Origin of the sequence: Streptomyces sp. NPDC002057 (assembly GCF_040296665.1) — a bacterium.
Lineage (GTDB): Bacteria > Actinomycetota > Actinomycetes > Streptomycetales > Streptomycetaceae > Streptomyces.
This window is the reverse complement of sequence record NZ_JBEOXR010000114.1, coordinates 1-2,512: the sequence shown is the minus strand read 5'-3', so window position 1 is coordinate 2,512 and position 2,512 is coordinate 1. Positions and strand designations below refer to the sequence as shown.

1 protein-coding gene is annotated in these 2,512 nt (G+C 71.1%); it reads right to left on the bottom strand.

Annotated elements, in window-relative coordinates; all coding sequences use genetic code 11:
* A partial coding sequence (locus ABT129_RS37955; protein WP_351910826.1) for a condensation domain-containing protein occupies positions 1–2,463 on the bottom strand: 2,463 nt, incomplete at its 3' end.
* Between the last annotated feature and the right edge of the window lie 49 nt (positions 2,464–2,512).

Sequence of the window (2,512 nt, the reverse complement as noted above, 5' to 3'; positions counted from 1 at the left end):
GAGCCGGTCGAACGGAAGGTCCTGATGAGCCCACGCGGAAAGATCCGTTTCCCGCACCCGGCCCAACACCTCACGGAAGGTGGGATCACCACCCACATCCGTACGCAGAACCAACGTATTGACGAAGAAGCCCACGAGATCGTCGAGAGCCTGATCCGTCCGCCCCGCGACCGGCGAACCGATCGGGACGTCTACCCCGCCGCCGCACCGTGAGAGCACGGTGGCGACGGCGGCCTGGGCGACCATGAACAGGGTGGTTCCGGTCTCGCGCGCCAGCCCGGTCAGGGCGGCGTGCGTGTGCGCGGGGGCGGTCACCTCGTGGGTGGCCCCTCGGTAGGAGGCGACGGCGGGCCGCGGCCGGTCCGCCGGCAGGGTCGCCTCCTCGGGCAGTTCGGCCAGTCGGCTCCGCCAGAAGTCGAGTTGGCGCTCCTCATCGATGGCGAGGAGGCTCCGCTGCCACAGGGTGTAGTCGGCGTACTGGACGGGGAGCGGCGCCCAGTCGGGGGCGTTCCCCTCGCCACGGGCCGTGTACGCCGTGGCGAGGTCCCGCAGGAGCGGGCCGTTCGACCAGCCGTCGGAGGCGATGTGGTGCATCACCACCAGGAGCACGTGCTCCTCGGGGGACAGCTCCAGCAGATCCGCGCGGATGGGCAGGTCCGTGGAGAGGTCGAAGGCGGTGCCGGACAGCCGGGCCAGCACCTGGGGCAGGGACTCCTCCGTCACCGGGATCACCGGGAGCGCGAGGTCGGTCGCCGCGAGAGGGCGGATCGCCTGGTGGGGCGAGCCCCCCTCGGAGGGGAAGGAGGTGCGCAGGGATTCATGGCGTACGACGACGTCCGTGAGCGCGCGGCGCAGGGCCTCCGCGTCGAGGGCGCCGGTGAGCCGTACGGCCAGCGGGATGTTGTACGTGGGTGAGGGACCCTCCATCTGGTCGAGGAACCAGAGGCGTTGCTGGGCGGAGGAGAGCGGCAGCCGCTCCGGCCTCGGCCCGGCGACCAGCGCGGGGCGCTCCTCCTCGCCGCCGCTCACCGCGATCAGCTCGGCGAGCCGGGCCACGGTCGGGTGCTGGAAGATCTCCCGCACCCCGAGCCGTACGCCGAAGGCGTCCCGGATCTTCGAGGTGAGTTTGGTGGCGCGGAGGGAGTGTCCGCCGCGGTGGAAGAAGTTGTCGTCGATGGTGACGGTGTCGAGGCCGAGGGTGTCGGCGAAGAGGCCGCAGAGGATCTCCTCGGCGGGGTTGCGCGGGGCGCGTCCGCCTTCGGAACGTGCGCTGTCGTCGGGGGCGGGCAGGGCACGACGGTCCAGCTTGCCGTTGACCGTACGGGGGAGCTCGTCGAGGACGACGAACGCGGAGGGCACGAGGTGTTCGGGCAGGCGTGCGGTGACGTGCCGCCGCAGGTCCTCCGGCGTCACCTCACCGACCGCGTAGGCGACCAGCCGCTTGTCGCCGGGCCGGTCCTCCCGTACCACCGCGGCGGCCTGGATGACGGCCGGGTGGGCGAGGACCGCCGCCTCGATCTCACCGGGCTCGATGCGGAACCCGCGCAGCTTGATCTGCTCGTCACCCCGCCCGAGGTACTCAAGAGCGCCCTGCTTGTTCCACCGGGCCAGATCGCCCGTGCGGTACATCCGCGAACCCGCGGGACCGTGCGGGTCCGCCACGAACCGGTCAGCCGTCAACGCCTGCTGACCGATGTAGCCGTGCGCCAGACCATGCCCGGCCACGTACAGCTCCCCCGGCACACCCGGAGGCACCAGCTCCAGGCTCGCGTCCAGGACGTAGGCGTGCTTGCCGGCCAGCGGACCGCCGACCGGGATGCTCACCGCACCGGCCGCCGCACCCGGCTCGATCACGAACGCCGTCGTGAAACCCATGCTCTCCGCCGGACCATAACCGTTGAGCAGATGCAGGTGCGGATGGTCGGTGAGGGCGCGGGTGACATGGGCGGGCGAGGCGGCCTCGCCGGCCGTCATGGCCTCCTGCACCTCCTGGAAGACGGCGGGGTGTTCGTCGAGCATGTGGTTGAAGAGGCTCGCGGACATCTGGAGCGTCGTGATCCGGTGCCGTTCGACCAGCTCCGCGATCAGGAGCGGGTCGGTGTGCTGACCGGGCTGGAGGACACACACGCCGCCGTGCAGCAGCGGGCCGAACACCTCAAGGGCGAACGCGTCCCACGACACCGGCGAGCACTGCAGGAACGTCTGCTGCGGACCGAAAGCGAGATAGTCCGGACCCACGAACGTCGCCGCCAACGCCCGGTGCGAAGCCATCACACCCTTCGGCAGACCCGTCGAGCCCGACGTGAACATCACACACGCCACCGACTCCGGCGACCCCGACGTCTCCACGGCCGTACCGGAGACAGCGCTCACCTCCGCCACTTCGGCCGTCAGGTCCACGACCACGGCCCCGGTCGTCAGCCTCGGAAGGTGCGTCTGGGTGATGAGCGCCGCCGGCGCCACCTGACCCAGCACACCGTTCAACCGCTCCACCGGGAACAGCGGATCCAGC